At 66.9% G+C, this 23,194-nt stretch carries 23 protein-coding genes and 1 tRNA gene; 11 read left to right on the top strand and 13 right to left on the bottom strand.

Annotated elements, in window-relative coordinates:
- Positions 1-108: 108 nt before the first annotated feature.
- Complete coding sequence (gene ffh / locus Q0C59_RS00370; RefSeq protein WP_291210232.1) at positions 109-1,479, top strand: signal recognition particle protein; 1,371 nt, start codon at positions 109-111, stop codon at positions 1,477-1,479.
- Between the two features lie 27 nt (positions 1,480-1,506).
- On the opposite strand, the gene Q0C59_RS00365 is transcribed toward ffh, so the two are convergent.
- Positions 1,507-2,280: an IclR family transcriptional regulator gene (locus Q0C59_RS00365; RefSeq protein ID WP_291210229.1), complete on the bottom strand. Its 774-nt coding sequence runs from the start codon at positions 2,278-2,280 to the stop codon at positions 1,507-1,509.
- 95 nt (positions 2,281-2,375) lie between these two features.
- Between Q0C59_RS00365 and Q0C59_RS00360 the strand changes: the two genes are divergently transcribed.
- From Q0C59_RS00360 to Q0C59_RS00340, 5 genes are read left to right on the top strand one after another with little or no spacing between them, the layout of a single operon-like run.
- Positions 2,376-3,185 carry an SDR family oxidoreductase gene (locus tag Q0C59_RS00360; RefSeq protein ID WP_291210227.1) on the top strand — a complete coding sequence of 270 codons (810 nt, stop codon included), beginning with the start codon at positions 2,376-2,378 and terminating at the stop codon, positions 3,183-3,185.
- A complete protein-coding gene (locus tag Q0C59_RS00355) occupies positions 3,182-4,495 on the top strand; it encodes an NAD(P)/FAD-dependent oxidoreductase (protein WP_291210224.1) in 1,314 nt (437 codons plus the stop codon). Before Q0C59_RS00360 ends, Q0C59_RS00355 begins: the two co-directional genes overlap by 4 nt.
- Positions 4,496-4,527: 32 nt before the next feature.
- The gene (locus tag Q0C59_RS00350; RefSeq protein ID WP_291210221.1) at positions 4,528-5,463 is read left to right on the top strand and encodes a bile acid:sodium symporter family protein; all 936 of its coding nucleotides are present in this window, start codon (positions 4,528-4,530) and stop codon (positions 5,461-5,463) included.
- Positions 5,460-6,470, top strand: a complete 1,011-nt coding sequence (locus Q0C59_RS00345) for an SDR family oxidoreductase (RefSeq protein WP_291210218.1) — start codon at positions 5,460-5,462, stop codon at positions 6,468-6,470. Before Q0C59_RS00350 ends, Q0C59_RS00345 begins: the two co-directional genes overlap by 4 nt.
- Complete coding sequence (locus Q0C59_RS00340) at positions 6,467-7,387, top strand: EamA family transporter (protein WP_291210216.1); 921 nt, start codon at positions 6,467-6,469, stop codon at positions 7,385-7,387. Before Q0C59_RS00345 ends, Q0C59_RS00340 begins: the two co-directional genes overlap by 4 nt.
- A gap of 54 nt (positions 7,388-7,441) precedes the next feature.
- On the opposite strand, the gene mdoH is transcribed toward Q0C59_RS00340, so the two are convergent.
- From mdoH to Q0C59_RS00300, 8 genes are all read right to left on the bottom strand, one after another.
- A complete protein-coding gene (gene mdoH, locus Q0C59_RS00335; RefSeq protein ID WP_370654538.1) occupies positions 7,442-9,451 on the bottom strand; it encodes a glucans biosynthesis glucosyltransferase MdoH in 2,010 nt (669 codons plus the stop codon).
- Complete coding sequence (locus Q0C59_RS00330; RefSeq protein ID WP_291210210.1) at positions 9,424-10,995, bottom strand: glucan biosynthesis protein G; 1,572 nt, start codon at positions 10,993-10,995, stop codon at positions 9,424-9,426. Before Q0C59_RS00330 ends, mdoH begins: the two co-directional genes overlap by 28 nt.
- A gap of 190 nt (positions 10,996-11,185) precedes the next feature.
- Positions 11,186-12,592 carry a sigma 54-interacting transcriptional regulator gene (locus Q0C59_RS00325; protein WP_291210208.1) on the bottom strand — a complete coding sequence of 469 codons (1,407 nt, stop codon included), beginning with the start codon at positions 12,590-12,592 and terminating at the stop codon, positions 11,186-11,188.
- Positions 12,589-13,224: a hypothetical protein gene (locus tag Q0C59_RS00320; RefSeq protein WP_291210206.1), complete on the bottom strand. Its 636-nt coding sequence runs from the start codon at positions 13,222-13,224 to the stop codon at positions 12,589-12,591. The genes Q0C59_RS00325 and Q0C59_RS00320 overlap by 4 nt, the downstream gene beginning before the upstream one ends.
- Positions 13,214-14,632: a sensor histidine kinase KdpD gene (locus Q0C59_RS00315; protein ID WP_291210204.1), complete on the bottom strand. Its 1,419-nt coding sequence runs from the start codon at positions 14,630-14,632 to the stop codon at positions 13,214-13,216. Before Q0C59_RS00315 ends, Q0C59_RS00320 begins: the two co-directional genes overlap by 11 nt.
- 14 nt (positions 14,633-14,646) lie before the next feature.
- Positions 14,647-16,008 carry a tRNA (N6-isopentenyl adenosine(37)-C2)-methylthiotransferase MiaB gene (gene miaB / locus Q0C59_RS00310; protein WP_291210201.1) on the bottom strand — a complete coding sequence of 454 codons (1,362 nt, stop codon included), beginning with the start codon at positions 16,006-16,008 and terminating at the stop codon, positions 14,647-14,649.
- Between the two features lie 105 nt (positions 16,009-16,113).
- Positions 16,114-16,515, bottom strand: a complete 402-nt coding sequence (locus Q0C59_RS00305; RefSeq protein WP_291210199.1) for a hypothetical protein — start codon at positions 16,513-16,515, stop codon at positions 16,114-16,116.
- A gap of 99 nt (positions 16,516-16,614) precedes the next feature.
- Positions 16,615-16,962, bottom strand: coding sequence for a hypothetical protein (locus tag Q0C59_RS00300; protein WP_291210196.1), 348 nt, complete (start codon positions 16,960-16,962; stop codon positions 16,615-16,617).
- Between the two features lie 106 nt (positions 16,963-17,068).
- Here Q0C59_RS00300 and Q0C59_RS00295 point away from each other — a divergent pair, with 106 nt between their 5' ends.
- Positions 17,069-17,638: a lipocalin family protein gene (locus Q0C59_RS00295; RefSeq protein ID WP_291210193.1), complete on the top strand. Its 570-nt coding sequence runs from the start codon at positions 17,069-17,071 to the stop codon at positions 17,636-17,638.
- A 26-nt stretch (positions 17,639-17,664) separates the two neighbouring features.
- Here Q0C59_RS00295 and Q0C59_RS00290 read toward each other — a convergent pair whose 3' ends face one another.
- From Q0C59_RS00290 to Q0C59_RS00275, 4 genes are all read right to left on the bottom strand, one after another.
- The gene (locus Q0C59_RS00290; protein WP_291210191.1) at positions 17,665-18,225 is read right to left on the bottom strand and encodes a YaeQ family protein; all 561 of its coding nucleotides are present in this window, start codon (positions 18,223-18,225) and stop codon (positions 17,665-17,667) included.
- 80 nt (positions 18,226-18,305) lie between these two features.
- Positions 18,306-18,382, bottom strand: a tRNA-Met gene (locus Q0C59_RS00285).
- A 66-nt stretch (positions 18,383-18,448) separates the two neighbouring features.
- Positions 18,449-18,865 carry a high-potential iron-sulfur protein gene (locus tag Q0C59_RS00280; RefSeq protein WP_291210188.1) on the bottom strand — a complete coding sequence of 139 codons (417 nt, stop codon included), beginning with the start codon at positions 18,863-18,865 and terminating at the stop codon, positions 18,449-18,451.
- A 157-nt stretch (positions 18,866-19,022) separates the two neighbouring features.
- Positions 19,023-19,811, bottom strand: coding sequence for an enoyl-CoA hydratase (locus Q0C59_RS00275; RefSeq protein WP_291210186.1), 789 nt, complete (start codon positions 19,809-19,811; stop codon positions 19,023-19,025).
- 157 nt (positions 19,812-19,968) lie between these two features.
- Here Q0C59_RS00275 and Q0C59_RS00270 point away from each other — a divergent pair, with 157 nt between their 5' ends.
- The 4 genes from Q0C59_RS00270 to Q0C59_RS00255 all read left to right on the top strand — a co-directional run bounded on the left by Q0C59_RS00270 (position 19,969) and on the right by Q0C59_RS00255 (position 23,193).
- Positions 19,969-20,763, top strand: a complete 795-nt coding sequence (locus tag Q0C59_RS00270) for an enoyl-CoA hydratase-related protein (protein ID WP_291210183.1) — start codon at positions 19,969-19,971, stop codon at positions 20,761-20,763.
- Positions 20,763-21,197: a hydroxyphenylacetyl-CoA thioesterase PaaI gene (gene paaI / locus Q0C59_RS00265; RefSeq protein WP_291210181.1), complete on the top strand. Its 435-nt coding sequence runs from the start codon at positions 20,763-20,765 to the stop codon at positions 21,195-21,197. Before Q0C59_RS00270 ends, paaI begins: the two co-directional genes overlap by 1 nt.
- Complete coding sequence (gene paaK / locus Q0C59_RS00260; RefSeq protein WP_291210179.1) at positions 21,194-22,495, top strand: phenylacetate--CoA ligase PaaK; 1,302 nt, start codon at positions 21,194-21,196, stop codon at positions 22,493-22,495. The genes paaI and paaK overlap by 4 nt, the downstream gene beginning before the upstream one ends.
- Before the next feature lie 119 nt (positions 22,496-22,614).
- Entirely contained in the window at positions 22,615-23,193 is a 579-nt protein-coding gene (locus Q0C59_RS00255; protein ID WP_291210178.1) for a hypothetical protein, read from the top strand.
- The last annotated feature ends 1 nt before the right edge of the window (position 23,194 follow it).

The raw sequence follows: 23,194 nt of genomic DNA, 5'->3' as shown, positions 1-23,194 counted from the left end.
GCCTTGACCGTTGCCAGCCGCCGGAAGCCCGGCCAATGGCCCGACACCCACCCCAGCCGGCGCAAACTCAGCAGCCTGCGGGTTCATCTCCCTCCACCCGAGCGCAGCATGGCATCAGCCCTTTCCGACCGACTCTCACGCATCGTCAAGGAAATGCGCGGCCAGGCCCGCATCACCGAGACCAACGTCACCGACATGCTGCGCGAGGTGCGCATGGCCCTGCTGGAGGCCGATGTGGCCCTGGCCGTCGTGCGCGATTTCATCGCGCGCGTCAAAGACAAGGCGCTGGGCCAGGAGGTGGTGGGTTCGCTCACACCGGGTCAGGCGCTGGTGGGCATCGTCAACCGCGAACTCGCGCTGACCATGGGCGACGGCGTGGCGGACATCAACCTCGCGGCGCAGCCGCCGGCGGTGATCCTCATGGCCGGCCTGCAAGGCGCGGGCAAGACCACCACCACCGCGAAACTGGCCAAACACCTGATCGAGAAGCGCAAGAAAAAAGTGCTCACGGTCTCGGGCGACGTCTACCGCCCGGCCGCCATCGAACAGCTCAAGACCGTGACCGCGCAGGCCGGCGCGGAGTGGTTCCCGAGCACGCCCGACCAGAAGCCGGTGGACATCGCGCGTGCGGCCATCGACTACGCGCGCAGGCACTACTTTGATGTGCTGCTGGTCGACACCGCTGGCCGCCTGGCCATCGACGAAGCGCTGATGCGCGAGATCCAGGAGCTGCACGCCGTGCTCAAGCCGGTGGAAACGCTGTTCGTGGTGGACGCCATGCAGGGCCAGGACGCGATCAACACCGCCAAGGCCTTCAAGGACGCGCTGCCGCTGACCGGCATCATCCTGACCAAGCTCGACGGCGACTCGCGCGGTGGCGCGGCGCTCTCGGTGCGACAGATCACGGGCGCGCCGATCAAGTTCGCTGGTGTGTCGGAGAAGCTGGACGGTCTGGAGGTGTTCGATGCCGAGCGCCACGCGCAGCGCATCCTGGGCATGGGCGACATCCTGGCGCTGGTCGAGCAGGTCACCGCCGGGGTGGACATGGCAGCAGCGCAAAAGCTTGCGGCCAAGGTCAAGAGCGGCGAGGGCTTCGACCTCAACGATTTCCTCGACCAGATTCGCCAGATGAAGCAGATGGGCGGCCTCTCCAGCCTCATGGACAAGCTGCCCAGTGCGATGGCCGCCAAGGCCGGTCAGGTGGACATGGGCCGCGCCGAGAAGGATATCGTGCGCAAGGAAGGGATCATCTGCAGCATGACGCTCAAGGAGCGCCGCAAGCCCGAGATCATCAAGGCCACGCGCAAGCGCCGCATCGCAGCGGGTGCGGGTGTGCAGGTGCAGGAGGTCAACCGCCTGCTCAAGGAGTTCGAGCAGATGCAGGACATGATGAAGAAGATGAAGGGCGGCGGGATGATGAAGATGATGAAGCGCATGGGGGGCATGAAGGGCATGCCCAAACTGCCCGGCATGAGCTGAACACGCTGCACTGAAGCGGGGGCGGGCTCAACCCAGGGTGCGCGCCAGCGCCAGCGCGGCGACTTGCAGGCGCGGCAACTGCAGCCTGGCTTGGGCCAGCGTCATGCGCGCCGCCGGCGCCTGCAAGGCCAGCGCGCAACGCACTGTGCGCTGCCCCGGCGCGGCCACCGGCACCGCGACGCACACCAGTCCTTCCACGAACTCCTCGGCGTCCACTGCATGACCGTCGCGGCGGATCGCCTCCAGTTCTGCCTCCAGCGAAGCGCGATCGGTCAAGGTGCTGGCGGTGTAGCGCGTGAGGGGCAGGCCGTCGAGCAAGGTGCGGCGCTGTCGTGCGCCCATCCAGGCCAGAAACAGCTTGCCACTGGCCGAACAGTGCACCGGCACCCGGGTGCCCGGGCGCAGTTCCAGTCGCAGCGGAAAAGCGGACTCCACACGGTCCAGGTAAACCACGTCGGCGCCCGACATCGCGGTCAGGTTGCAGCTCTCGCCGACCTCGCTCACCAGCTGGCGCAGCACCGCGTGGCGCACGCCCTGCAGCGCGCTGCTGCTCAGCGCCGCCTCGGACAGCCGCAGCAGCCTGGGCGCAAAAACAAAGTGACGGCCATCGGGCTCGCGCACCAGCCAGCCACCGGCCTCCAGCTGCGCCAGCATGCGGTGCACCGTGGGCTTGGGCCAACCGGTCAGGCCCACCACGTCGGGCAGTGCCTGCGGCGTCTCCTGGCGCACCAGCAGATCCAGCAGCTCCATGAGGCGCAAGCCAGGGCTGCTCTCGCCGTCGACCGAAGAGGTGGTGTTCATATCTCGAAAAATGAGACGATTCGTGCAATTATTTCGAGATTCATTCTAGTGCCGCCTACAGTGCGCGGACAACACAAGAACGAGGAGACCGGGGTTTGACGCCTTCCATTTTTCACAACGCCGTGGTCACGGGCGCCTGCGGCGGCCTGGGCCAGGCGCTGGCGCGCGAGCTCATTGGCGCTGGTGCACGCGTGGCGCTGGTGGGCTTGCAGCGGCCCGCGCTCGACGCACTGGCCGCGCTGGCGCCTGAGCGCTGTGCCGTCTACCAGCCCGACGTGTCGGACACCACCGCCCTGCAGGCCATGGCCGCTGACTGGATGGAGCGCTTCGGCGTGCCCGACCTCGTGATCGCCAACGCGGGTGTGGCCGGCGGCTTCGACACCGTGCAGGCGAGCGACCTCGCCGTGATGCGCCGCATGCTGGAGATCAACCTGCTCGGTGTGGCCACCAGCTTTCAGCCCTTCCTGGAAGCCATGCGCGCCAGTGGCCAGCGCGGCGCCTTGGTGGGCGTGGCGAGTCTGGCGGGCTGGCGCGGCATGCCGGGCAACGGCGCGTACTGCGCGAGCAAGGCCGGCCTCATCGCCTACCTGCAGAGCCTGCGCGCCGAGCTGCGGCCCACCGCCATCACGGTGCACACCATCAGCCCGGGCTACATGCGCACCGCGCTCACGACCGGCAACCGCTTTGCCATGCCCGGCCTGATGGAGGCCGACGAGGCCGCACGGCGCCTGCTTGCAGGCGTGGCCGCAGGCAACGAACACATCGTGTTGCCGCGGCGCATCGGCTGGCTTTCCCGAACGCTCAACTTGCTGCCTGCACGGCTGCACGACCGCATCCTGCTCGGCCAACCGCGCAAGCCTCGCGCCGGGGAGCCGGGTTCAACAGATATTCCAGGCTTGAAATGACCACTCCCACCGAACAGCAGATTGCCCTCATCGGCGCCGGCCCGTCGGGCCTCGCGGGCGCACGCTGTCTGCAGAAACACGGCATTGCCTTCCAGGGCTTCGAGGCGCACACCGACGTGGGCGGCCTGTGGAACATCCACAACCCGCGTTCCACCGTGTACCAGTCGGCGCACCTGATCTCAAGCAAACGCATGACGGAGTTCAGCGAATTCCCCATGCCCGAGCGCGTGGCCGACTACCCGAGCCACCGCGAGTTGCTGGACTACTTCCAGGCATTTGCAGACCACTTCAAGCTGCGCGAGCACTACCGCTTCGGTGTGCGCGTGCTCCGGGTCGAGCCGGTGAGCGACGCGCCCGACACGCTGTGGCGCGTGACCACCGAAGACGCAAACGGACAGCAAACCTGGGCCGACTACAAGGGCGTGGTCGTGGCCAACGGCACGCTGGCCGAGCCCAACATGCCGGCCTTCGAGGGCCGCTTCGCCGGCGAACTGCTGCACACCTCGGCCTACAAGAGCGCCGACCTGTTCAAGTACAAGCGCGTGCTCATCGTGGGTGCCGGCAACTCCGGCTGCGACATCGCGGTGGACGCGGTGCACCAGGCGAGCAGCGTGGACATCTCGGTGCGTCGCGGTTACTACTTCGTGCCCAAGTACGTGTTCGGCAAACCGGCCGATTCGATCGGCGGCAAGATCACGCTGCCGCCCTGGCTCAAGCAAAAGATCGACAGCACCATACTGAAGTGGTTCACCGGCGACCCGGTGCGCTTCGGCTTTCCCAAGCCGGCCTACAAGATGTACGAGTCGCACCCGGTGGTGAACTCGCTCATCCTGTACCACATCGGGCATGGCGACGTGGGGGTGCGCGCCGACATTGCCCGCTTCGACGGCCACACCGTGCATTTCAAGGACGGCAGCCGTGGCGACTACGACCTGGTGCTCGCGGCCACCGGCTACAAGCTGCACTACCCGTTTCTCGACCATGCCCTGCTCAACTGGCAAGGCATGGCGCCCCGGCTCTACCTCAACATCTTCGCGCCGCGCTTCGACCGCCTCGCCGTGCTCGGCATGGTCGAGGCCAGCGGCCTGGGCTGGCAGGGCCGCTATGAGCAGGCCGAGCTGGTGGCGCGCTATTTCAAGGGATTGGACGAGGGGCGGGCCAGTGCCACCGCGCTCAAAACCGCCAAGGGCGGCCCGCCGCCGGACCTGTCGGGTGGCTACAAATACCTGCAACTTGAGCGCATGGCGTATTACGTGAACAAGGACGCCTACCGCAGCGCAGTGCGTCAGGCCGCTGCAGCGCTGGCCTGAGCGCCACGCCACAACAACAAGAGGAGACCAACATGCTGCCCGTGGACGAAATCCGGCTGAACTTCAACCCGGCCTCGCTGGCCGTGCTCAACGGCGTGCTCGCCTTCCTGATGTACGGCATCGCGCTGGACACTCGCATCGATGACTTCCGCCGCGTGCTGCGCATGCCGGTGGCGTTCGCCGTGGGTATCGTGGCGCAGTTCATCGCGCTGCCTGCCATCACCTTCGCGCTCACGCTGCTGCTGCAGCCCGGGCCGAGCATCGCACTCGGCATGATCCTGGTGGCCTGTTGCCCGCCGGGCAACGTGAGCAACATCCTGACCTACCGCGCCAACGGCAACGTCGCGCTCAGCGTGTCGATGACGGCGGTGTCCAACGCAATTGCCATCGTCGCCATGCCGCTGAACTTCGCGTTCTGGGGCGGCATCCACCCCACCGCGGCGCCGCTGCTCAAGACCATCGCGCTGGATCCGCTGGAGATGGTGGGCCACATCCTGCTCATCATCGGTGTGCCCTTCGTGCTGGGTCTCTGGTGCGCGCACCGCTTCCCCAACTGGACCGCGCGCTTCAAGAAGCCGGTGCGTATCCTGAGCTTCATTGCGCTCATCGTCTTCATCGTCGGTGCCATCGCCGGCAACTGGCGCTATTTCCTCGACTACGTGGGGCTGGTGCTGCTGGCGGTGGTGATCCATGATGCGCTGGCGTTCGGCACCGGTTATGCCATTGCACGGGTGGCGGGTCTGCCCGACTACGACCGCCGCGCGCTGTCCATCGAGGTCGGCATCCGCAACGCCGGCCTGGGCCTGGTGCTGATCTTCAGCTTCTTCGGCGGCCTGGGTGGCATGGCGGTGGTGGCCGGTGTCTGGGGTTTCTGGGACATCATCGCCGGCCTGTTGCTGGCGAGCTGGTGGTCGAAACGGCCGCTGCAGGGCGGCGTGCCGGCGGTTCCCCCGGTTCCTCGCGCATGAACACCGTGGCCGAGAAAGCGCCAGCCGCCCGGCGCGTGCTGGTCACGGGGGCTGACGGCTTCCTGGGACGCGGCCTGATCGCAGCGCTGGCGGGTGACAAGCACATCCAGCACATCGTGGCGGTGGACGTGCGCGAGGTGCCCCCCGAGCGGCGCCTTCCGCGCGTGGTCTACGTTGCGCAGGACGTGCGCTCGCCCGCGCTGGCCGACACGGTGGCCATGAACGCCATCGACACCGTGGTGCACCTGGCTTCCATCGTCACGCCGGGCAAGGGATCGAATCGCGCCTTCGAGTACGAGGTGGACGTGGGCGGCACGCGCAATGTGATCCGCGCTTGCCTGGCGCACCGGGTGGACCACCTCGTGGTCTCCAGCAGCGGCGCGGCCTACGGCTACCACGCCGACAACCCGGCCTGGCTCACCGAGGAGCACCCGCTGCGCGGCAACGAGGTGTTCGCCTACGCGCACCACAAGCGCCTGGTCGAGGAGATGCTGGCCAAGACCCGCGCCAGCGCCCCGGAACTGCGCCAGACCGTGCTGCGCATCGGCACCATCCTGGGCGAGCGGGTGGACAACCAGATCACCGCGCTGTTCGAGAAGCCTCGCATCCTCATGATCCAGGGCAGCGACAGCCCCTTTGTGTTCGTGTGGGACGAGGACGTGACCGGCGCCATCCTGCACGCGGTCAGCGGCCGGGGCCAGCCGGGTTGCTACAACCTCGCGGGCGACGGCGCGCTGACCTTGTCCGAGATCGCAGAGCGCCTGCACAAGAAGCCGCGTGTGCTGCCCGCCGGTCTGCTGCGCGCCGCGCTGCGCGTGGGCTCGGCGCTGGGCATCACCCGTTACGGCCCGGAGCAACTCGACTTCCTGCGCTACCGCCCGGTGCTGCTCAACACCGCGCTGAAGGAGCGCTTTGGCTACACCCCGCGCAAGACCAGCGCCGAGGCCTTTGAAGCTTTCGTGTCGGCGCGCACCGCGCAGGGCCGCCGCGTGAGGGCCGCGCCGTGAATGCGTTGCCCCTCTCGCGCGGCGACCTGCTGCGCGCGCTCGCGGTGGTGGTGATCTGGGGCTTGAACTTCGTCGTGATGAAAGTCGGCCTGCAGGGCATCGGACCCATGTTGCTGGGCGCGATGCGTTTTGCGGCCGCCGCCCTGCCTTTTTTGCTGTTCGTGAAGTTTCCCAGACTGCCCTGGCGCTATGTGGCAGCCTATGGGCTGGCGCAGGGCCTGGGGCAGTTCGGTTTCCTGTTCCTCGGCCTGCAGCTGGGCATGACGGTGGGCATGGCCTCGGTGGTCATGCAGACGCAGGCCTTCTTCACGCTGCTGCTGGCGGTGCCGGTGCTGGGTGAGCGCGCGCGCTTCTCGCAAGGGCTGGGACTGGTGGTGGCACTGGGCGGGCTGGTGTTGATCGCCACCGCGCACGGCGAAGGCCCGGGGCAAATGACGCTGGCCGGTTTTGTGCTCACCGTTTCGGCGGCCTTCATGTGGGCGGTGTCCAACCTGGTGGCCCGCCTGGCCAGCCGCGTGGCCGACTACGACCCGTTCCCCTTCATTGTCTGGAGCAGCGTGTTTCCCATCGTGCCGTTCGTGGCGCTGGCACTGTGGATGGACGGGCCTCAGACCGTGCTGAAGCAGGTGGCCGGCATGAACCTGCAGGCCTTCCTGGCCGTGCTGTTCCTCGCATGGCTGGCCACGCTGCTGGCCTACAGCCTCTGGACGCGCCTGCTCAAGCGACATCCGGCCGGACGTGTCACGCCGTTTTCGCTGCTGGTGCCGGTGGTGGGCTTGTGGTCGGCCTGGATGTTCTTCGATGAACTGCCGTTGCTCCAGCAGTGGCTGGGCACGGGACTGGTCCTCCTGGGCCTGGTCGTGAACCAGATGGGAGGCTGGTGGCAGGGCATGCGCGTGCGACACAACGGGTCCTGAAACGACAACGCGCCGCAGAAGCGGCGCGTTGGCAGAGAGCGTGCTGAGCAATCCTCAGACGGCCTGTGCCAGTGTGAAGCGGCTGGCATGGCGCCACGCGCGGCGCAGCACGGCCGGCGACCACGACTCTTCGGGAATCAGCAGCACACCGCGCGAGCGCATCCATGCGCCCAGGTCCACGTGGCTGGTGGCCACGGTCATGGGCACAGCCAGCAGCAGGGGCAGCGCAACCGGGGCAAGCCAGATCAGCGCGTTGGCGTTGATCGCCGCCACACCCAGACCCAGCAGGCCGATCACCACCGTCATGGGGGCCAGCCGCGCCAGGGCATCGCGCCAGGTCACGCCAACGGCTTCCCGCGGGGGCGACTTCCATTCCAGCTTGAGACCGGTGATGGCCACCAGCACGAACAGCGAGTGCGCCAGCATGCGGATGGGGGCCTGCAGCAGGGCCATCACGGTTTCAGCCACGGAGCTGACCAGCAGTGCAGCGGTGCCGCCGAACGACTTCTGTTCACCCTTCATGAACACCGCCATCAGACCCAGCACACGGGGCATGAACAGCATGGTCAACGTCCACATCCACAGCGCGCGCAGCTCTTCGGGCACAGCCTGCCAGCTCGGGATCGCGCTGGAGTTGGCGGCCCACAGGGCGGTGCCGATGGTCAGGAAGGCCAGCCACAAGGGGGCGGAGAGGTAGGACATGGCGCCGATGGCGAACATGGTGCGGTGCACGCGGTGGATGCCGGGCTCGGCCATCAGGCGCGAGTTCTGCAGGTTGCCCTGGCACCAGCGGCGGTCGCGCTGCAACTCGCTGAGCAAGTCAGGCGGCTGCTGTTCGTAGCTGCCGGTGAGGTCGGAGACCAGCCACACCTGGTAGCCGGCACGGCGCATCAGCGCGGCTTCCACAAAGTCGTGCGACATGATGCCGCCGGACATGCCGCCCGTGCCCTGGATGGGGGCCAGCGCGCAATGTTTCATGAACGGCTCGACGCGGATGATGGCGTTGTGGCCCCAGTAGTGGCTCTCGCCGAGCTGCCAGAACTGCATGCCCAGCGTGAACAGGCGGCCGGTGACGCGTGATCCAAACTGCTGCGCGCGCGCATGCAGCGTGGCGTGGCCGATGGCCTGGGTGGCGGTCTGCACGATGCCGGCCTTGGGGTTGGCTTCCATCAGCTTGACCATGGAGACGATGCAGCTGCCGCTCATGACGCTGTCGGCGTCGAGCACGACCATGTAGCGGTAGTCGTTGCCCCAGCGGCGGCAGAAGTCGGCCACGTTGCCGGCCTTGCGGTGGCTGCGGCGTGTGCGCAGGCGGTAGTACACCTCGATCTGTGGCAGCTCGGGCTGGGCGGCCAGGGCCGCGCGCAGGTTTTCCCAGGCGGATTTTTCGGCCGCGGCGATCGCCGGGTTGTAGCTGTCGGAGAGCACGAACACGTCGAACTGGCGCGCATGGCCGGTGGCTGCGAGCGACTCGCAGGTGGCGCGCAGTCCGGCAAACACGGTGGCCACGTCTTCGTTGCAGATCGGCATGATGATCGCCGTGCGTGCGTCGGGGTTCATGGGGTGGTGTTGCACCGCAGCGGCCGACAGCGTGTGTGCGTCACCGCGCAGCGAGACCCAGAAACCCATGAGTGCGGTCACAAAACCGGTCACGACCCAGGCCGAGAGCAGGCCGAAGAGTGCGAGCTGGCCGTATTGCAGCCACGCGTTGTTGTGTTCCGGCTGGGCGGTGGCGAACAGGCTGGTGGCAAACGCCGTGCTCAGCACGGTGAGCAGCATGAACACAGCGCGGCGGCGGTTCGCTGCCGTCACCCAGGCTTCGGGTGCAGCTTGCGGGCTGGCTTGCACCGAGGCTTCGTAGGGCGGCAGTGCCTTGCCGGCCAGGCTCAGCAGCGCGGTGCCGATGCTGTTCCAGAAACCGCGCCACGGGCGCGGCACCATGGAGCCGCGGTTGAGCGGGGGTGCCGTCACCGCGTTGGGGTGGCGTTCCTCGCGCAGGGTGCTGCGCAAGGCCGGGGTGGGGTTCGTGGACGTGTTCATTCGGGTAACAGCAGATGTGTCCATGTTTCACTCACGGTGTCGTTGTTGTGCTGGAGGAAGGCGCGCAATTCCACGGGCTGGGTGGCATCAACGCGCTCGACGCGCAAGGTCACGCGCCAGGTGCGCGTGGCGGGGTTGGGGTAGGCCAGCGTCTCGATCACGCGGCCGTTGGTGTTGGCGCTCACCACGGCCTTGACCGTGGCGTTGGCCGGCAGCGCGTCCAGCGCGGGGCCGGTGAAGTCGATGACGTATTGCGGCTGGCGGCCCTGTTCTTCTGCGCTGAGCCTGGTGTAGCCATGGCCGCGGCGGCTCTGGGTGACCCAGCTCGACGGCGGTCGCTGCTGGACATCGCCTTGCCAGGCAAGTTCGTAGGCCACTTCGAGCGGCTGACCCGGTGCGGGCAACGTGCCCGGAACCCAGTACGCCACGATGTTGTCGTGCGTCTCGTCGGGCGCGGACAGCTGCACCAGTTCGACGCGGCCGGGGCCCCAGTCGCCCAGCGGCTTGACCCAGGCGCTCGGGCGGCGCTCGTAGCGCGCTTCCACGTCCTCGTAGCTGGCAAAGCTGCGGTCGCGCTGCATCAGGCCGAAGCCGCGTGGGCTCTTCATGGTGAAGGAGCTGACCGTCACGGCCTTGGGGCGCTGCAGCGGGCGCCACAGCCATTCGCCGTCGCCACTGACGATCATCAGACCGTCGGAGTCGTGCACCTCGGGGCGGAAGTCGCTGGCCGAAGGCTGGTTTTCACCCGTGAGGAACATGCTGGTGAGCGGTGCGATGCCCAGCGTGTTCACCGGGCCGGCGCCGGGGCGCAGGAAGATGCGCGCGGTGACCGTGGTGGTGGTCTGCTGGCCGGGACGGATCACGAAGCGGTACGCGCCGGTGGCCCTTGGCGATTCGAGCAGGGCGAACACGGTGATCTCGCTGGCATCGCCGGCCGGGCGCTGCAGCCAGAACTCGGTGAAGCGCGGAAATTCTTCGCCGCTGCCGCCCACGGTGTCGATCGCCAGGCCGCGGGCCGACAGGCCGTATTGCTGGCCAGCGCCCAGTGCGCGGAAGTAGCTCGCGCCCTGGAACACCACCAGCTCGTCCTTGTAGGTCTGGCCGTTGAGCGGGTAGTGCAGGCGGAAACCGGCGTGGCCGAGGTCGCCCCAGGGGACCGGGTCGAAGCTGTTCTGGCCGTAGTTGAAGTCGGCACCGCTGTAGGGCAGGTGGTTCACGCGGCCATCGGACAGCAGCTCGTGGATGCGCACCGGCTCGGTCTGGTACAGGCCAAGGTGGAAAAACTGCGCCTCAAACGGCAGGGCATCGGTGCGCCACAGCGACTGCTCGGGTTTGAAACGGATGTCGCGCAGCTGGTCGTAGGTGATGCTGGCCAGCTCGGCGGGCAGCTTGTCGCTGTTTGCTTGATAAGGCTCGGCGGAGCGGCTTTGCGCCAGCTGGGTCAGGCCATCCCAGTCGAAGCGTTGGGCCTGGGCTGACGCCCCGCAAAGCAGGGAAAACAGGGCGCCCAGCAGCACCAGGGTGCGGGTGCACCGGGCGGCTGAAAAGGGGCGGATGGTGAGGGACATGCCTTGTAGTGGGCAAACCCTGTGCCAGGTTGAAAAAACCCAGCTGAATCAAAGGCTTGGAGGGAAAACCTCTTCTGCTGACCAGCAAGAGGCGCCGGCCAGGGCTTCAAACGCCTGTTTTTGTCGTCAAACGGCGACATCGGGTGCCGCGTTGTACAAAAAATCCAATGAAATCAAGGGAATCAGGCTGTCACTCATCGGCGACAGCATCTCCGGGAATACCCGAAGAACCCGGCGTGGCGTCGCTCTTGAACAGGCCGGGTGTCAGCGCGTGCTTTTGCAGCAACCGGTAGAACTCGGTGCGGTTGCGTTGCGCCAGTCGGGCCGCGTCGGCCACGTTGCCGTCGGTCATCTTGAGCAGGCCCACCAGGTACTCGCGCTCGAAGCGCTGCTTGGCGTCGGCAAAGCTCAGCACCTCCACCGAGGGCGTGCGCAGCGCGCGCTGCACCAGCGCCAGCGACACCAGCGGCGTGGTGGACAGGGCGCAGACCTGCTCGACCACGTTGTAGAGCTGGCGCACATTGCCCGGCCACGCCGACATGGTCAGCGCCTTGAGCGCCTCGGGCGCGAAGCCCGAGCTGCGTTTGCCGTACTTGGCGGCCAGTTTGGCCAGGAAATGGTTGGCCAGCAGCGGAATGTCTTCGCGCCGCTCGGCCAATGTGGGCAGGGTCAGCGTGACCACGTTGAGGCGGTAATACAGGTCTTCGCGGAACTGCGCCGTGGCCATGGCCTCTTCGAGGTCGCGGTGCGTGGCCGAGATGATGCGCACGTCCACCGGCAGCGACTGGCTCGAGCCCAGCGGGCGCACCGCGCGCTCCTGCAGCACGCGCAGCAGCTTGACCTGCAGGGCGGGCGGCATGTCCCCGATCTCGTCGAGCAACAGCGTGCCGCCGTCGGCTGCCTGAAACAGACCTTTGTGGTTGGCCACGGCGTCGGTGAAGGCGCCCTTCATGTGGCCGAAGAGTTCGGACTCGAGCAAGGCCTCGGGGATGGCGCCGCAGTTCACCGCGATGAAGGGTTTGCCTGCGCGCGCGCTGGCCTTGTGGATGGCGCGCGCCAGCATTTCCTTGCCCGTGCCCGAGTCGCCGCGCAGCAGGACGCTGGCGTCGCTTTGCGCGACCATGCGCGCCTCGGCCAGCAGGTCGGCCATCCGGTTGGAGCGGCTCACGATCTCGCTGCGCCAGGCTTCGTCCACCCGCGCGTTGTTGCTGGCCGGGGCACCCAGCGCCAGGGCCTGGGCGATCTTCTCCAGCAGCTCCTTGGCGTCGTAGGGTTTGGTGAGGTAGGTGAAGACGCCGCGCGCCGTGGCCTCCACCGCGTCGGGAATGGTGCCGTGCGCGGTCAGCAGGATCACGGGGAGCGAAGGGTGGCGCTTGCGGATCTCGTCGAACAGGGCCAGGCCGTCTTTGCCGGGCAGGCGCACGTCGGAGAGCACGAGCTGGGGCCGCTCGATGTCGAGCTGGCTGAGCGCGGCTTCGGCCGAGCCGACCGAGGTGACGTGGTAACCCGCCGAGCCCAGGCGCATCGCCAGCAGGCGCAGCATGTCGGCGTCGTCGTCAACGACCAGCAGGCGCGCGCGTGGCGAAGCGGTGTTCATGGAGGTGTCCGGCCGCCATTGGGAGCCGTCGGCGGCCGGGTGGTCAGGCTGCGTTCAATCGCGCGCATGGCCTCCAGCCGATCGTTGAGCTGGTCGATGCGGCGCTGGTTCTCGCGCAGTTGCTGGCTCTGGCGCTCCAGGCTGTCTTCGAGCCGGCGCTGCTCCATCAGCTGGTAACCCAACAAACGCGCCAGGGGTTTGAGGGGCGTGGCCTCGGGTGCGGTGCTGCCCACCACCCGCTGCAGCTGGCCCAGCGCGCGCGCCGTGTCCACCGCCTGCGGGCTGTGCATCAACGCCAGGGCCAGCTGCATCTGGCGCAGCGGCGCGTTGCCCGGGTCGCCCTGCACCGCGAGTTCGGCGGCGAGGTCGCCGGGGCTGAGCTGGCGCACGCGTTCCGAGTACGTGAGCAGGGCCGTGACCACATCGGGCAGCGCAGGCGCCTGCGTGTTCAGGGGTTCGGGCGGCGCAACCGCGGGCGCCTGCACCGGTGTGATCACCAGGATCTGGGGCGCCGGGGCTTGTGCAGGCGTGGTGATCACGGTGGTCACGGACGCCTCGGCGGGCGGCGGTGGCGTGGAGCCGCAGGCGCACACCAGGAGCGCCGCCGCAGCAGCAGAAAGACTAGTTCGCATGGGGAAGCTCGATACGGAAATGGGCGCCTTGGCGCTGGGGCAACAGTTCGATGCGGCCGCCGTGGGCAACAATGTACTCGTGCACGATGGACAGGCCGATACCGGTGCCGCGCACGGCGCCCTGGGGCTGTCGTTCACCGCGGTAGAAAGGTTCAAAGATGCGGTCGCGGTCGGTCTCTGCCACGCCGGGGCCCTGGTCGATGATGTCCAGGCTCGCGCGTCCCGGCAGGTCCAGCAGCACCAGGCGGATCACGCCGCCCTGTGGCGAGAACCGGATGGCGTTGGACAGCAGGTTGCCCACGGCGGAAGCGATCTTCTCCCGGTCGATCGGAAGGTTCACAGAAACGCCTTCGGCCCGCACCGTCAGACCCAGGCCTTGCCAGTGCAGGCGCTGGGCGTCGATCTGGTCTTCCACCACGGCCATGAGGTCGGTCTGCTCGCGCTTGAGCTGGCGCGCCTCGAACGCCGCGGCGTTGAAGCGCAGCAGCGCCTCGATCTGGTGCTGCAGCATCAGAGTGTTGTGCTGCAGGATGTTGACCACCTCGGCCTGGTTGGGGTTGAGCGGGCCGGCCACACCGTCACCCAGCACTGCCACACCTTCGTGCAGCGAGGCCAGCGGCGTCTTGAGTTCGTGCGAGATGTGACGCAGGAAACGCGCCTTGTCGGCGTCCAGCTCCGTCAGGCGCAGCCGCAGCCAGTCCAGCTGCTGGCTCACGCGGCGCACGTCGGCCGGGCCTGCGATGTCGATCGGCACATCGAGCCGGTTTTCACCCAGTCCCTGAATGGCTCGTTCGATGCGCTTGAACGGGCGCGCCAGCCACACGCCGAAACCCAGCGCCATCACCGCGGCCACAAAAATCGAGCCCAGCACCTGCTGCGTGAGTTCCTGGCGGCTGGTCTCGAAACGGGCCTGCAGGGTTTCGTTGCGCGTGCCGATGATGGACTGCACCTTCTGCGCGATCGATGCGCTGTGGCCGTCGATCTCGCGGAAGGCGCGCGCCACTTCGCGTTCGCGGTCCAGCGCTGTCTCGGCGGGACCGTCGAGCAGTTCGGTGATCACGGTCAGCTGCTGCAGCCAGTTGAAGGCGAACTCGGGTGGGAGTTCGTTGTCTTCCAGCCTTTTCAGGATGTCGCGCGCGTTGCCGGCGGCTTCGGTGAAGCGCTGGCGCAGTTGGTTGTCCCGCAACACGAGCGACTGGCGCGCCGCGCGCTCCATGGTGAGGCTGCGCTCGGACAAGGACTGCGCCGCTGTCGACAGCGCAATCGCCTGGGCTGCGCTCTCGCGGCTCTGGGTCATCAGGGCCTCCAGCGAAAACAGCGCGCGCAGGGCGGCCGCGCCCAGCAGCAGCCCGATCAGCAGGAACGCCACCAGCAGCAGCTGGGGGAACGAAAAACGCAGCGATTTCACAGAAGTGGGTGGTCTCAGGCGCCCAGCGCGGACTCGTGGGTCAGCACCTCGGCACGCAGCGAATGCGGCCGCGCTTCGGTGATGCGCACGTCGACCATCTGGCCCACCAGACGCTCGGCCAGCGGGCCACCGGGGAAGTTGACGATGCGGTTGCACTCGGTTCGGCCCATGAGCTCGGGCACCTCGGTGCTGGAGCGGCGCGACGCGCCTTCGACCAGGATGCGCTGCACCGTGCCTTCGCGGCTGGCGCTGATGCGGCGCACGTTCTCTTCGATCGTGGCCTGCAGGTGCTGCAGCCGCTTGAGTTTCACGGCGTACGGCGTGTCGTCCACCAGATTGGCGGCGGGTGTGCCCGGGCGCGGGCTGAAAATGAAGCTGAAGCTGGTGTCGAAGCCCACATCGGTGATGAGCTTCATCATCTTGTCGAAGTCCTCGTCGGTCTCACCGGGAAAGCCGACGATGAAGTCGCTGCTCATCACCAGTTCGGGGCGGATCGCGCGCAGCTTGCGCACCGTGCTCTTGAACTCCATGGCGGTGTAGCCGCGCTTCATGGCCATGAGGATGCGGTCGCTGCCGTGCTGCACCGGCAGGTGCAGGTGGTTCACCAGCTTGGGGATCTTGGCATAGGCCTCGATCAGGCGCGGCGTGAACTCGTTGGGGTGGCTGGTGGTGAAGCGCAGGCGCTCGATGCCGGGGATGTCGGCCACGTACTCGAGCAGCAGCGCGAAGTCTGCGATCTCTCCGCTGTCACCCATGGTGCCGCGGTAGGCGTTCACGTTCTGGCCGAGCAGCGTCACCTCTTTCACGCCCTGGTCGGCCAGACCCGCCACTTCCACCAGCACGTCATCAAACGGGCGGCTGACCTCTTCGCCCCGGGTGTAGGGCACCACGCAGTAGCTGCAGTATTTGGAGCAGCCTTCCATGATGCTCACGTAGGCCGCACCACCGTCCACCTTGGCCGGCGGCAGGTGGTCGAACTTCTCGATCTCGGGGAAGCTGATGTCGACTTGCGGCACGGCCAGGCGCGCGCGCCGGTTCAGCAGCTCGGGCAGGCGGTGCAGCGTCTGCGGGCCGAACACCACGTCCACATACGGAGCGCGCTTGATGATGTCGGCACCCTCCTGGCTGGCCACGCAGCCGCCCACGCCGATCAGCACGCCCTTGTCTTTCAGGTGCTTCACGCGCCCGAGGTCGCTGAACACCTTTTCCTGGGCCTTCTCGCGCACCGAGCAGGTGTTGAAGAGGATCAGGTCGGCCTCTTCCACGTCCTGCGTGGGCTCATAGCCTTGCGCGGCGTGCATCACATCGGCCATCTTGTCCGAGTCGTACTCGTTCATCTGGCAGCCGAAGGTCTTGATAAAAACTTTTTTGCTCATGGAAAGCTCCTGTGGCACCGGCTTCACAAAGGCGGTGCCCGCGCCGGGCGCAGAGAGAAACGGGGTGACCACCGCCGGCCATGCCGGCGCGCGGTGGTGGGCGCTTCAGTTGGTGCTGGCGGCCGGCTTGGGCTGCAGCGACTCGAACACGAAGTTGCGTTGCACGCCGAAGCCGGCGCGTTTTTCCTTGGCCTCGGCCTCGGTGAGGATCCACACGTTCTGGATCTGGTCGCGCAGGTCCAGCGTGTAGTTCACCACCACCTCCTTGTTCAGCAGCGAAGCGGACATCACCAGCGAGTTGTTGGTGTTGTAAATGCGCGCGCCGGGCGACAGCCGCGTGGCACGGTCGTCCATGGTCACGTTCGGCGGCTGCACCACCACCAGGGTGCCGCGCAGGGCCTTGGCGGGGAAGTCGCGTGTGCCCGACTGGGCCTGGGCGGTGAAGGGCAGGGCGATCAGCAGCGCTGTGAGCAGGCCGGAACGGATGGAGGGTGGGCAGCGGTTCATGGTGTGTGTCCAGAGGCTGTGGGGAGGGGCCGAAACGGTCACGAAGGCCGTTGGGCAGGAGGACGCGATTGTCTCACGCCCCTTGCCGCCGAAGACCCTTCACGGCCGGCGCGGGCCGTCCAGCGGCCGGTCCGACTCCACCAGCGGATAGCCATCGGCGACATAAGCCGGGCCTTTCATCACCATGACGATGAAAGCGCCGATGGCCAGGGTGAGCAGCAGGGTCCAGAGCAGCAGCACCACGCCGATCGCCACGAAGTCCACCATCTGGATGCTCGCGGCCACCGCGGCCTCGCTGCCGCTCCAGTCGAACCAGCGGGCCGACAGCGCGGCCAGCGCCGGCAGCAGGGCGCTCAGCAGAAAGGCCTTGGGCATGCGGCGCAGGATCACGCGCTCCAGCCCGGCGGGTGTGCGCACGAACCCGGGGAGCTGGTTGAACATCGACATGGTGATCGGGCCGGTTGAGAAGAGTGGGGCATTGGCCCCGTGAGGAGCTGCGCTTCAATGTACGGCGCACAATGAAACTTGTCCACGAACCTGCGAGAAGCCCCTCATGCGCCCTGCATCTCCCCTCCCTGTGCACCGCTGGTGGTCGCGCACTGTACTGGTCTTGTGCCTGGCCATCCTTCCCTTGCTCAATGCGTGCACTTCGCCGCCCGACGGCGTGACCGTGGTGAGCCCCTTTGACGTGAAGCGCTACGCCGGCCAGTGGTTCGAGATCGCCCGGCTGGACCACAGCTTCGAGCGCGGCCTGAGCGACGTGAACGCCACCTACCGGCTCGAGGCCGATGGCAGCGTGGCCGTGATCAACCGTGGGTTCAACACCGAAAAGGGCGAATGGAAAGAGGCGGTGGGCAAGGCCCTGTTCACCGGCGACACCAACACCGCCTCGCTCAAGGTCTCGTTCTTCGGGCCGTTCTATGGCGGTTACCACGTGATCGCACTCGACCCCGGCTACCGCTGGGCCATGGTGATCGGCCCCAACACGGACTATCTGTGGATCCTGGCGCGCGACAAACAACTGCCGCCGGGTGTACGCGAGCAGCTCGTGGCCCAGGCCGCGCGACTGGGCGTGAAGACGAACGAACTCATCTGGGTCGAGCACCGGCGCAGTGACAGCTGATCGACCCACACCTCACGTCTCGTGCTTCACTTCCAGCGGATCGGCTCCACCGCCACGCTGCCGCGTTCGCCGGAGAGCGTGAGCACACCCTCCTGCACGGTGGCCTGCAGCTGCATGCTGCGTTCGGCCATCTGGGCCAGGGCGGGCGCCACCTCGGTCGGCAGGCGCCAGACCTGCAGCCGGTCCAGCCGCGTGAGCTTGGTCTGGATGCCGCGCCACCACACATCGGCTGCGCTGCCAAACGCGTAGAGCACCACCGCGTCGGCCTTGCTGCAGGCTTTGGCCAGGGGCTTGTCTTCGGGCTGGCCGACCTCGATCCACAGGCGCTTGCGACCGGTGAAATCGGTGAGCGAGACGTCCGGGTCGTCCGGATCGGACAGGCCAGTGCCGAAGGCCAACGTGCCGTCACCGCGGCAGGTGTCCTGCAATTCGTGGGCGTGAATGGCCAGCGCCACCAGGCGCACCATCATGCGTTCGTCAGTCTCGCTGGGGTGGCGGGCCAGCGTGAGTGCGTGGTCGGCGTAGTAGCTGTGATCGATGTCGGCGATCTGCAGGTTCGCCTTGAAGATGGTGGACTTGATGGCCATGGAGATCCGTCTGTGAGGGCCGCAACGGCGTGCGCCATGAAAAAAGCGGGCTCTGTTGCCAGAGCCCGCTTCTTGAATGTTGGTGGTGATAGGTGGACTTGAACCACCGACATCAGCATTATGAATGCTGCGCTCTAACCAACTGAGCTATATCACCAACGAGGCGGGATTGTAGCTCAAATCAAAGCCCGGCCTGGACGCTGCCGGGCCGCAAACAGGTCGCTCAGGTTGTCTTCTTGACCCATGATGCGCACCAGCCGGCTGCGGCCACCTGCTTGCCTGCAAACAATGGGCAAGGGCCGGCTTCAGAGCCAGCTGCGCCTTGGTACAGCGCGCAGTTGGCGCAGTTGCTGCCGTCCACAAAATTGGGGTATTTCGCCTTGTCGGCGTTGGCCGCAACAGCCACGTAGCCCAGTGCAACGGCGGTGGGATCGGTGGCTTCAACCATCGGGCCGGCAGCTGCCGGCGCTGCCTCGGGGGCGGCTGGCGCGGGCGCGGCAGCGGCGGGAGGTTCGGCCGGAGCAGGAGCGGGCGCTGGGGCCGGAGCGGCTGCAGCGGGTTCTTCCTGTTTGGAGCAAGCGGCGGCGAATGCGGCGCCAGTCACGGGCACCATCATCAAAAAGAGTCGGCGGGTGGTCATGGGGATTTCCTGTGTTGTGAAAGAGATGCATGCCAATGGCATGCCCACGCAGCCCCGACTTGTTGCCTTTCGGTGTACTGCTGTGTGCCAATGGTTATACGCCTGTGCAAGTTTCGCCGTGTTACAGCATGTGCTTCCCCACCGCCGCGCTGCGCCATTACTGGTGCTTGAACTCGGCCTTGCGCTTGTTCACAAACGCGTCCATGCCTTCCTTCTGGTCCGCGGTGGCGAACAGCGCGTGGAAGATGCGGCGCTCGAACATCACGCCATCGGACAACGAGCCCTCGAACGCGCGGTTGACCGACTCCTTGGCCGCCATCACGCTGGGCAGCGAGAAACCGCAAATGATGAGCGCAGCGCCCAGGGCTTCGTCCATCAACTTCTCCAGCGGCACCACGCGGCTCACCAGGCCCGCACGTTCGGCCTCGGTGGCGTCCATCATGCGGGCGGTGAGCACCATGTCCATGGCCTTGGATTTGCCGACCGCGCGCGGCAGGCGCTGCGTGCCGCCGGCGCCAGGAATGATGCCCAGCTTGATCTCGGGCTGGCCGAACTTTGCGTTGTCGGCGGCGATGATGAAGTCGCACATCATTGCCAGCTCGCAGCCACCACCGAGGGCGAAGCCGCTCACCGCGCCGATCACGGGCTTGCGGATGCTGCGGATGGTTTCCCAGTTGCGCGTGATGTAGTCGCCCTTGTAGACGTCGGCAAAGGTGTAGCTGGCCATGGCACCGATGTCGGCTCCGGCGGCAAACGCCTTCTCGCTGCCGGTCAGGATCATGCAGCCGATGTCGTCATCGGCATCGAAGGCCTTGAGTGCGGCGCCTAGCTCGTCCATCAGCTGGTTGTTCAGGGCGTTGAGTTGTTTGGGGCGGTTGAGAGTGACGATGCCGACACGGCCTTCGGTACGGACGGTGATGCATTCGGGCGCTGTGGTGGGGGTCATGGGGTCTCCTCGGGTGTCGGTGGGGGCTGGAAAGCTGTCCACTATAGCGGTGGGGTACCGAGGGAAAACATTCACCGACCGATTGGTTGGCGAATGGTAAATTGCACCGCCGAGCCATCCACCGAACACCCACCGCCAGCCGAGGAGACCCACCGCCATGTCAGAAGCCACCGTCTTGTATGAAGAGCGCGGGGCCGTGGCCCTGGTCACGCTCAACCGACCCGATGCGCTCAACAGCTTCACGCGCCAGATGCACCACGACCTGTGGGCCGCGCTGGACCGTGCAGAAGCCAACCCGGTGGTGCGCGCTCTGGTGATCACCGGCGCCGGGCGCGGTTTCTGCGCCGGGGCCGACCTGGCCGAGTTCGATTTTGAGCCCGGTCCCGACCTGGTGCAGCGCGCCGACCCCGGCCCGGTGATCGAGCAGGCCTTCAACCCCACCGCGCGGCGCCTGCAAGGCCTGCGCATGCCCACCATTGCGGCGGTCAACGGCGTGGCAGCGGGCGCGGGCGCGTCGCTGGCCATGTGCTGCGACATTGCGATCGCCGCCACCGGCGCAAGCTTCATCCAGGCCTTCAGCAAGATCGGCCTCGTGCCCGACGCGGGTGGAAGTTGGCTCCTGGTGGAGCGACTGGGCCTGGCGCGCGCCATGGCGCTGGCCCTGACTGGCGACAAGCTGCCGGCCACCCAGGCGAAGGAGTGGGGAATGATCTGGGAGGTGAGCGATGACTGCGTGGGCGCCTCCCTGGCCATGGCCAGCAAACTCGCCGCCATGCCGACCCGCGCACTGGTGGCCACACGTGCGCTCTTGCGCGACGCCTCCACACGCACCCTGAGCCAGCAGCTGGATGTGGAGCGCGACACACAGTCGGCGCTGGGCAAAACCCACGACTACATCGAAGGCGTGATGGCGTTCCGCGAAAAACGCCCGGCGCAGTTCAAGGGGGAATGATGAGCCCACACGAACGAGCGACCCGGGTAGGCCAAACCATGTTCGCGGTCGATACCGCGAGCAAGGACACCATGGGCATGGAGCTGCTGAGCTGTGAGCCCGGTCTTGCGGTGATGCGCATGCAAGTCAAACCGCTGCACCTCAACGGACATCAGATCTGCCACGGCGGTTTCATCTTCACACTGGCCGATTCCACCTTTGCATTCGCCTGTAACAGCCACAACAAGAACGCGGTCGCCGCGGGCTGCAGCATCGAATTTTTGCGGCCTGCGCACGAGGGTGATGTGCTCACCTGCGACGGCGTGGAGCAAACCCTCAGCGGCCGCCACGGCATTTACGACATGCGGGTGACCAACCAGCGTGGTGAGGTGGTCGCGATGTTCCGCGGCAAGAGCGCCACCATCCAGGGCACTGTCTTCCCGGAGGACGCATGAAGCACTTTCCCCTGGAGCCCATCGAGAAAGCCAGCATCGACGAACTGCGCGCCCTGCAGCTCAAGCGCTTGCAGGCCACGTTGCGCCACGCGTATGCCAACTCGCCCGTGTACCGCGCCAAGTTCGACGCGGCGGGCGTGCACCCGGACGACTGCCGCAGCCTCGCCGATCTCGCGAGGTTTCCCTTCACCACCAAGAGGGACCTGCGCGACAGCTACCCCTTCGGCATGTTTGCCGTGCCGCGTGAGCAGTGCGCCCGCATCCATGCCAGCAGTGGGACCACCGGCAAGCCCACGGTGGTGGGTTACACGCTGAAAGACATCGACACCTGGGCCACGGTGGTGGCGCGCAGCATCCGCGCCAGCGGTGCCCGCCCGGGCGACCTGGTGCATGTGAGCTATGGCTATGGCCTGTTCACCGGCGGCCTGGGCGCACACTACGGTGCCGAAAAACTGGGTCTCACCGTGGTGCCTTTCGGCGGCGGCCAGACCGAGCGTCAGGTGCAGCTGATCCAGGACTTTCGGCCCGACATCATCATGGTCACGCCCAGCTACATGCTGGCCATCGCCGACGAGTTCGAGCGCCAAGGCATCGACCCGCGCGAGAGCAGCATGCGCATCGGCATCTTCGGCGCGGAGCCCTGGACCAACGACATGCGCGTGGCGATCGAGGCGCGCATGGCCATTGATGCGGTGGACATCTATGGCCTGTCGGAAGTGATGGGGCCGGGTGTGGCCAACGAGTGTGTGGAAACCAAGGACGGCCCGACCATCTGGGAGGACCACTTCTACCCCGAGATCATCGATCCCGAGACCGGTGAACCCGTGGCCGATGGCGAGATGGGCGAGCTGGTTTTCACCAGCCTGACCAAGGAGGCGCTGCCCATCATCCGCTACCGCACGCGCGACCTCACGCGCCTGCTGCCTGGCACGGCGCGCACCATGCGCCGCATGGAAAAAATCACCGGCCGCAGCGACGACATGATGATCGTGCGCGGCGTCAACGTGTTCCCCACGCAGATCGAAGAGCTGATCCTCAAGCGCCCCGAACTCAGCGCGCACTACCAGTGTGTGTTGACCCGCGAAGGCCCGATGGACAACCTCACGGTGGTGGTTGAAACACGTGCCGGGCTCTCGCCCGAGAGCATCGAGGCGCGTGCCGCGGCCAAGCAACTGCAGCACGAAGTCAAGGTGTATGTGGGCAGCAGCGTGGCGGTGGAGCTCAAGCCCGAAGGCGGTGTGGAGCGCAGCCAGGGCAAGGCCAAACGCGTGGTGGATCTGCGCTCGCGCTCGGCTTGAGTGTTGCGAATGCCCACTGGCGGACGCCGCCGGTGTGGCAAAACGCACCCGCCGAAGTGGAAACCCCTAGCCGGGCAAGTGTTTGCTGCCCTACATTACCCCCCACAGTTGGGGAAGACATGGACAAAAACACATTGTTTGGCAAGACCGCGGCAGGGCGCGAAGCGCTCACCTCCCGACCGGCGGGTCTCGGGCCGCGCCTGCGCTCGCTGCTGATCATGGTGGATGGCAAACGCAACCTGGCCGAGTTCGAAAAACTCAGCGGTTCGCTGGAGCAGGCCACCCAATCGCTCAACGAGCTGATGGCCGGGGGCTGGGTCGAGATCGTGGGTGCCGACGGTTTGCCGAAAGTGGTGGCTGCGACCTCCACGCCGGCCCCGGTGGCGGTGCCCGCCGCAGCGCCGTTTCAGCCCGAGGCGTCTCAGCCCGTGCAACTGCCGCCACTGGCTCAACCGGCGGCGGCTGTGCCCGCCCCCACGTTGCCGTTCAGCGAAGCTCGCAGACAGGTTGTGCGCTTCATCAACGACCAGCTCGGTCCCATGGGCGAGACGCTGGCCATCCGCGCAGAGGGTTGCAAGACGCCTGCCGACCTGCAGGCCGCGCTGCCCCGCATCCGCGACGGGCTCAAGAGCTTCAAGGGCTCTGCGGTGGTGCAGCAGTTCGACGAGGAACTGGCAGGCCGCCTGCCCAAGGTCTGAG

It is taken from the genome of Hydrogenophaga sp., from assembly GCF_022844385.1.
Classification (GTDB): domain Bacteria; phylum Pseudomonadota; class Gammaproteobacteria; order Burkholderiales; family Burkholderiaceae_C; genus Hydrogenophaga.
The sequence above is the reverse complement of the archived record's forward strand: the minus strand, read 5'-3'. Positions and strand labels throughout refer to the sequence as shown.